General features: G+C 56.6%; 8 protein-coding genes. All 8 read right to left on the bottom strand.

Annotated features, from left to right (window positions below):
- Positions 1-26: 26 nt before the first annotated feature.
- Positions 27-464 (bottom strand): OsmC family protein, encoded by a 438-nt coding sequence (locus ACWVCN_RS11025; RefSeq protein ID WP_455243135.1) that lies wholly within the window; start codon positions 462-464, stop codon positions 27-29.
- Between the two features lie 67 nt (positions 465-531).
- Positions 532-981: a DsrE family protein gene (locus tag ACWVCN_RS11020; RefSeq protein WP_455245751.1), complete on the bottom strand. Its 450-nt coding sequence runs from the start codon at positions 979-981 to the stop codon at positions 532-534.
- Positions 982-1002: 21 nt separating this feature from the next.
- Entirely contained in the window at positions 1003-1554 is a 552-nt protein-coding gene (locus tag ACWVCN_RS11015) for a hypothetical protein (RefSeq protein ID WP_455245750.1), read from the bottom strand.
- A gap of 11 nt (positions 1555-1565) precedes the next feature.
- A complete protein-coding gene (locus tag ACWVCN_RS11010; protein ID WP_455245749.1) occupies positions 1566-2042 on the bottom strand; it encodes a hypothetical protein in 477 nt (158 codons plus the stop codon).
- A gap of 1 nt (position 2043) precedes the next feature.
- On the bottom strand, positions 2044-2682 hold the full coding sequence (locus ACWVCN_RS11005; RefSeq protein WP_455245748.1) for an ABC-type transport auxiliary lipoprotein family protein: 639 nt from the start codon (positions 2680-2682) through the stop codon (positions 2044-2046).
- An 8-nt stretch (positions 2683-2690) separates the two neighbouring features.
- Positions 2691-3653 carry an MlaD family protein gene (locus ACWVCN_RS11000; RefSeq protein WP_455245747.1) on the bottom strand — a complete coding sequence of 321 codons (963 nt, stop codon included), beginning with the start codon at positions 3651-3653 and terminating at the stop codon, positions 2691-2693.
- A complete protein-coding gene (locus tag ACWVCN_RS10995) occupies positions 3638-4441 on the bottom strand; it encodes an ABC transporter ATP-binding protein (RefSeq protein WP_455245745.1) in 804 nt (267 codons plus the stop codon). The genes ACWVCN_RS11000 and ACWVCN_RS10995 overlap by 16 nt, the downstream gene beginning before the upstream one ends.
- On the bottom strand, positions 4438-5555 hold a 1118-nt coding region (locus tag ACWVCN_RS10990), incomplete at its 5' end, for an ABC transporter permease (protein ID WP_455245744.1). The genes ACWVCN_RS10995 and ACWVCN_RS10990, both read right to left, overlap by 4 nt.

Below are 5555 nucleotides of genomic sequence, written 5' to 3'. Positions count from 1 at the left end.
TACTGCCTCTCGAACGAATCCAGGCCTCACACGGACACAGTCGGCTCTATTGTCACCTTCGTTTTCATCGAATTCGCGATCAGGCAGGCGGCTTCGGCCTTCTGGATGACCTCATTCGCCTTGGCACCATCCGATTCTGAACGCAGGATAATTCGGGGGCGAACGGTGATGGTCGTAAACTGGAACTTTCCCTCCACCAACTCCAGGCAACCCTCCGCTTCGCTCGTATATGACACGAACGCGAGGCCCGTCCGTTCCGCGAAAGCCAGAAACGTCGTCATGGTGCAGATTTCTACGGAAGCGACAAACAGGTCTTCGGGCGACCAGATCCCTTCGTGCCCCTTGAACTCGGGAGGAGTCGCCACCTCCACGTCGGGCTTCCCCGTGCAGGACATGGTCCCCTTTCGCTGCTCCGTCCACTTCACACTCGTGTGATAGGTATACGTCTTCGGCCTTGGTTCCATAACAGCCTTTCCTCCCAGTTTATTGTTCCCCAAAATGTTTCACTTTTTACTTTTTACCATTCACGTCTCACGGCTTGATATAGACCCATCCCGCCTCTTGGAGTTCCATCAGCCGCACCATGGCCGGAACTGTCCAGGCGACCTGGTCGATCAAATCGCTTTTCGTAATGTTCATGGCCTTCATCGTATTGGAACAGGCCGTATAACTGACGCCATACTGTCCGTAAAGTCGTTCAAGTTCCTCTCCGAGCTTGGTCTCCCGCTTCATAAACAGCTTGAGTCCGGTCCCGTGCACAACTAATTCCACCTTCACCCCATCCCCTCCCAACTCCTGATAGAGATGCTTGATGTTGTTCAATGCGCCTCTTTGAACCAGTTCGTCACCTGAATTCACATGTATGACGACCTGATGGCGACTCTCAACTCCCCTTTGTCGTTCACCTCCCTCACAAACCGCAGCGGAGGCAACCATCATCACTGTGCACAAGCAGACCGACGGCACGAATCGTGTCCACATACGTCCGTCCTCCTCGGAATGTTATGAAGTTTTGCCGATCAATTGTTGAATGAGTTGAAGCATCGCCCAGAGCAGAAACAGACTGTAGACGGAACCAAAAAACCATGGGAAGCTCACGGCCCGATGGCCCCACCAGCGACGGTGCTGGCGAAAAGCCCAATTCGGTTCGAAGACAGGCGGGATGTTCTCCGCATCTTGAATCGGCTGCCGCTGTTCATGCAGTTGGTGGAGGGCGGTCAGAAGTTTTCCCCCTCCCCACTGCGACGCCTGTTCTATGCCCCTCAACCGCCACTCCCACAGGGCATTCTGGCCGGAAAAGCGGCCGAGCACGATGGCCATCTGCCAGCAAAGCATAATGCCGAACACGGACAGCAGGATGATCAGCAGCGTAAAGGGAAAGGACAGCGATTCGCGGGACACGAGCAAGCCGATCACCGCCACAAAAATTGAGTTTGCCGTCAGGTAGTCGGACAGCATCGTGTGATAGTCACGCACCCCCGACGTCCAGAGTGTGAGCAGATGCTCGTACGTCGTGTCTAATGAAGATGCTTCTGGCTTTATCGGTTGTTCCATGGAAGCCCTTTCTACTCTCTCCACCCTTGAACCCAATCACCCAGATAATGAGCAATGGCGACCACACACAGAGCAATGAGAAGGTGCTCAGCGATGACTTTCCACGGGCGGATCTGTTGTGCGCGCGCAAGAAAGTAACTCAGTACCGCGAGAAGCAAGAAACCCCACAGCAGGCTAAGGACAATCGCCATCTGGAGCGAAACCAGTAGGACCGGCACAACAAATGTCAATGCGATGAGCAGCTTTGCGCCGAACGTTGCGGCTGTGGATTCCCAAATGTAAAGAGGCGGTCCGCTGTTCTTCGACTCCTCAGCGAGATGGATACCCATCGCGTCCGACAGAGCATCAGCCACGGCGATGGTCAGAATCCCTCCTAGGACGACGTTGCGCGAGTGCGTGCCCGCATGAAGGCCGACCATGAGTCCTAATGTCGTGATGACGCCGGACGTGAGCCCGAAACTAAGCCCGGTTCGCAGCGACGGTCTCATTTCAACACGCCGCCCTCTCCGGTTGTGTTACACAGCCCGCCACCCACGATGTCACATCCCCAAGCAGTTTAGCCAGAGCCTGATTCGCCGCCTGCGCACCTCCGTATGCGTCTTCGCTCGGCGCAACCTGTACAGCCTCGAAACGCCGCGCACCAAGGGGGCGCCCCTCCAGAAGGCGAACCAGCTGGACTCTCCAGGAAATCCTGACATGACTCGGCACCTCGAGAAACTCTTGTACCAAGACAAGACTGGAGACATCGATCCGATAGTCAGCGCGAAGGACAGTGGGTGCCGTCACAACCACGCCCCATAACGGAGCCTGCTCAAATGCGGCGACCAGAAGAGGGCTCAGCATCCGTACGGGAGTATCGGCCCACTGGCTGGTGGAAAAATAATTGAGTTCATAAGGCCTTGTTCGATAGGCGATCCTCTGCGTATCGAATCCCGGATCCGACTGCGGCAGACTGATGAGCAACACAGGACCTTTATCACCGATCGTCCGAGCGTCCGGCAACGGTGATTCAGAGAACGGATTCAACTGATACGTGTGAAGCGGCAGGGATTCTGCACGAGGCATCAAGCAGCCTGTGGTTGCTACCAGCAATCCCAGCACGATAACCACTACGCCGTTTCTTTTCATTTGTTGTCCTATTCTCCAGGCCCCCGCGGCGCTGGCGTTCGCCCGAACAGCAACGCGTTGGGTTCCCGTTCGATCTCACTAGCAACACGTTGCAGTGTGGCAGTGAGGCGTCTCAACTCTCCCACTAACAGGCTTAGTTCCGGGAGCGTCTGTCGGGAGAATTGTTCGATTTCCGGTTTCGTCTCGTTCACGACGCTCCCCACGGCCTTGCCGGTCCGAGCCAGTTCATCCGTCAGCCTCTGAATGGCCAAGGCGCTCTTGTTCACACGGCCGAGCAACAGAGGGATCTGCTCATTGAGCGACGCGGCCATCCTGGCCAGACTCTCCCCTGTTTGCGCCGCTCCGGACAATCCGTGTTCCAGCTGCGTCCTATGAGCTGCGACGGTTTGTGCCGCTTCAGACAAATCCTTCATCGTCTGTTTGAACCTCGCTCGATTCTCTTCATCCATCAGATCCGAGACACTCCTTGCCACGGTATCGAGGTCTTCCAATAATTTGGTCAGCCCCTTCTCCGAGAGCAGACGCGAAATCGCTTCATCGAGCCGGAAGAACAACGAAGGTCCGGTCTTGATCACCGGATACTCCTGGCCTTCCGTCGCTTGGAGAGGCGGGGCATCACGGCTACCACCGGTCAGGTTGAGCGTGGCCAGACCGGTCAATCCTTGAGTCTCAAGGACAGCGATAGTGTCGGTCTTAATCGGTGTCCCGCGAGCAATGTCAAGAACGAGACGCACTTCCTCTGGATTTTCAGGATTTAAGGCAATATCCTTCACGCGTCCAACGTCCACGCCTCTGTATTTCACCGTCGAATTAACGCTCAACCCCGCGACCGACTCACGCATGAACGCATGGTACCGATCATAGGCATCCCTGAAATCCGTCTTCCCCAGCCAGAGGACACCAGCAAGAATGGCCGCTCCGAGCACGGCCATAAACAACCCGACGATGACGTAGTTCACTTTCGGTTCCATACCCGTTGCTCTTTTGCCGCACGCCCACGCGGACCGTTGAAATATTCATACACGAGCGGATTCTCCGACCGAGACAGCTCTTCCATTGTCCCGATACCCAACACCTTTCCGTTCCCGAGCACAGCCACCCGGCTCGCAATGCGCCAGAGCGAATCGAGATCGTGCGTCACCATGACCACTGTGAGACCCAACACATTCTTGAGATGGAGCACGAGGTCGTCAAAGGCCGCGGCGATGATCGGATCGAGGCCAGCGGTCGGCTCATCGAGAAACAATAGTTCCGGGTCCATCACAATCGCCCGGGCGAGCGCAGCCCGCCGCCTCATGCCCCCGCTCAATTCGCTGGGATATTTCCCCGCGCTGTCAGGCGGCAGGCCGACCATCGCAACTTTGAGGGCAACGATATCTTGAATGAGTTGCGGGCTCAGATTCGTATGCTCCCGCAACGGCACAGCCACATTTTCCGCCAGAGTGAGCGAACTGAATAAGGCCCCGTGCTGGAACATCACGCCGAAACGGCGATGGAATCCTCTCCCCTCGGGTTCCTCTAACTCTCGACTGTCGATTCCGAAGAGTCTGACGGATCCCGCTGAAGGTGTCAGTAGGCCGATGATTTCCCGCAGTAACGTGGATTTCCCGGAACCATTTCCGCCGGCAATGGCAAAGATCTCGCCGCGGTCGATCGACAAACTGATGTCGTCATGCACGACTGACGCCCCAAACCGCGTCGTGACATGATCGACCTCGATCACCGGCACCGTTGTAGCCACCGAACGCGTCGTCGTCACAAGTTCCACCAGTTGAGGAGAATGGAGCAAATTGCATCGAATACGATGACCAGGAAAATGCTCTGGACCACGCTGAGCGTCGTGTGCCGCCCGACATCCATCACGCCCCCTCGTATTTGGAAACCCTGATAACAGCCGACCAACGCGATGATTGCCGCAAAGAAAGGCGCTTTCCCCAATCCGATGAGAAAATGACGCACAGAGACCGCTTCCTCAAAGCGATCGATGAACTCGGTAAAGCTCACGTTCAACTGACCTGACGCAATCAACATGCCCCCGAAGATGCCTAACCCGTCTGCATAGACTGTCAACAGCGGAAGGGCGATGACAAGAGCGAACAATCGAGGTAACACGAGCAGATTTATGGGCGAGATGCCGAGCGTGCGGACCGCGTCCAGCTCCTCCGTCACTTTCATCGTCCCGATCTCTGCAGCGTAGGCGGAGCCGGACCGGCCGGCGATCAAGATCGCAACGATCAACGGAGCGATTTCCCGCAGCAACGAGATGCCGACCAGATCGACGATGTAAATATTCGTCCCGAATTTTCGCAGCTGTTCTGCACCTTGATATGCGATCACGACCCCCACGAGAAATGTCAACAATCCCGTGATCGGTAACGCCCGAACGCCGTCCAATTCGATCACCCGAAGTAAGGCACGCCATCGGATTGATCGAGGGCATCGCAGCGTACGGATAAACGACACCGTGCTCTCGCCGAGAAAAGCCAGCCCGCGAATGATCGAATTCCCATGACGCCGAAGGGTCCGATCGAGGCGGTCACGCCATCCGACGCCCCGACCGGCCGCCTCATGTCCTGCCCGCGCCCATTGCGACGACACGAGTCGAAGAAGATCGACGAATTCAGGACGGAGCCCTTCAAGTGCCGATTCGCAGCCTCGACGCCTCGCCAATTCGATGTTCTCGTACAGCAGAAGCGCTCCACCTGTGTCCATCGCTGTAATCCGGCTGGCGTCGTAGACGATCCGCTTCGCCTGAGGCCATCGCAGCGCCGCGCCTTCGTGCTGGAGTTCCGCGAGATTCGGAAGCGTCCACTGCCCCTGGCAGTGAATTATGTCGTCACGAACCGAAATGGAGGCCTGCAATTTCCCCATCG

This window comes from Petrachloros mirabilis, assembly GCF_975968855.1.
The sequence above is the reverse complement of the archived record's forward strand: the minus strand, read 5'-3'. Positions and strand labels throughout refer to the sequence as shown.

Bases quoted from the DNA above. Each gene is read 5' to 3' on its own strand.
- ACWVCN_RS11000 (WP_455245747.1), bottom strand. From the start codon at position 3,653: ATGGAACCGAAAGTGAACTACGTCATCGTCGGGTTGTTTATGGCCGTG.
- ACWVCN_RS11005 (WP_455245748.1), bottom strand. From the start codon at position 2,682: ATGAAAAGAAACGGCGTAGTGGTTATCGTGCTGGGATTGCTGGTAGCA.
- ACWVCN_RS11025 (WP_455243135.1), bottom strand. From the start codon at position 464: ATGGAACCAAGGCCGAAGACGTATACCTATCACACGAGTGTGAAGTGG.
- ACWVCN_RS11015 (WP_455245750.1), bottom strand. From the start codon at position 1,554: ATGGAACAACCGATAAAGCCAGAAGCATCTTCATTAGACACGACGTAC.
- ACWVCN_RS11020 (WP_455245751.1), bottom strand. From the start codon at position 981: ATGTGGACACGATTCGTGCCGTCGGTCTGCTTGTGCACAGTGATGATG.
- ACWVCN_RS11010 (WP_455245749.1), bottom strand. From the start codon at position 2,042: ATGAGACCGTCGCTGCGAACCGGGCTTAGTTTCGGGCTCACGTCCGGC.